At 74.8% G+C, this 1,350-nt stretch carries 1 protein-coding gene and 1 pseudogene; both read left to right on the top strand.

The genetic code is table 11. The features are described from left to right. A partial coding sequence (locus I59_RS10295) for a MoxR family ATPase (protein ID WP_022903798.1) occupies positions 1-854 on the top strand: 854 nt, incomplete at its 5' end. Further along, a pseudogene (locus I59_RS22085) lies at positions 854-1,350 on the top strand (DUF58 domain-containing protein); the annotation flags it as partial. The gene I59_RS10295 and the pseudogene I59_RS22085, both read left to right, overlap by 1 nt.

Genomic DNA, 1,350 nt, shown 5'->3' with positions numbered 1-1,350 from the left:
TGCTCGCGCAGGGGCACGTCCTGCTCGAGGGGGTCCCCGGTGTCGCGAAGACCCTGCTCGTGCGGAGCCTCGCGGCCGCGATGTCCCTGGACACGAAGCGGATCCAGTTCACGCCGGACCTCATGCCGGGCGACGTCACCGGCTCGCTCGTGTACGACGCGTCCACGGGCACGTTCCCGTTCCGCGAGGGCCCGGTCTTCACCAACGTGCTCCTCGCGGACGAGGTGAACCGCACCCCGCCGAAGACCCAGTCGGCGCTCCTCGAGGCCATGGAGGAGCGTCAGGTGAGCGTGGACGGCGACGCCCGCGCGCTGCCCGACCCGTTCTTCGTCGCCGCGACGATGAACCCGATCGAGTTCGAGGGCACCTACACGCTGCCGGAGGCCCAGCTCGACCGGTTCCTCATGAAGCTCACCCTCGAGGTGCCGCCGCGCGACGTGGAGTGGCAGGTGCTGCGACGTCACGCGGACGGCTTCGTCCCGCGGGACGTCTCGTCGGCGGGGATCGTCCCGGTCGTCGGACGCGACGAGGTGCTCGCCGCGCAGCAGGCCGTCCGCGGGGTCGGGGCCCGTGACGACGTCCTCGCCTACGTGGTCGACCTGGCGCGGGCCACCCGGCAGGCGCCGTCCGTCCGCGTCGGCGTCAGCCCTCGTGGGGCGACCGCCCTCCTCGCCGCGGCGAAGGCCTGGGCGTGGATCACCGGCTACGACGCCATCACCCCGGACCACGTGCAGGCGATGGTCCTCCCCGTGTGGCGGCACCGGCTCCGGGTTGCCGCGGACGCCGAGCTCGAGGGCGTCGGCGCCGACGGGGTGCTGCAGCAGGTGCTCGAACAGGTCCGGGTGCCGATCTAGTGGCGGTCAGCGGTCGCTTCGTCGCGCTCCTCGCGGTGGGCGTCGTCCCCCTCGTGCTCCTCGGGACGGGGTGGGGCGGGTTCGCCTGGGTGGCGGTCGTCCTCCTGGCGGCGACGGTCGACGTGGTGCTCGCCGCCGATCTCCGGCGTGTGCGGGTCGACCGGCGGATGCCCCGACTCGCCCGCCGCGACACCGTGGCCGACGGCACGCTCGTCCTCGCCAACGACGGCGGTCGGGCACTCCGCGCCGTCGTGCGCGACATGTGGGAGCCCTCGACCGGCCACGGCCCGACGCGCGTCCGGCTCACCGTCCCGTCCGGCGAGCGTCGCACCGCACGTGTCCGGTTCGCCCCGTTCCGCCGGGGCCGACGGCGGAGTGCCGGAGTCGCCCTCCGCGCCTTCGGACCGCTCGGGCTGGCCGCGCGCCAGCGTGTCCTCCCGGCACCCGCGGAGCTCGTCGTCACGCCGGCGTTCCGGTCGCGCCGCCACCTGCCGTC

The organism is Curtobacterium sp. B8 (assembly GCF_000333315.1).
GTDB classification, from domain to species: Bacteria; Actinomycetota; Actinomycetes; order Actinomycetales; family Microbacteriaceae; genus Curtobacterium; species Curtobacterium luteum.
Note: the sequence above shows the minus strand (reverse complement) of the source record. Positions and strands in the feature narration are given on the sequence as shown.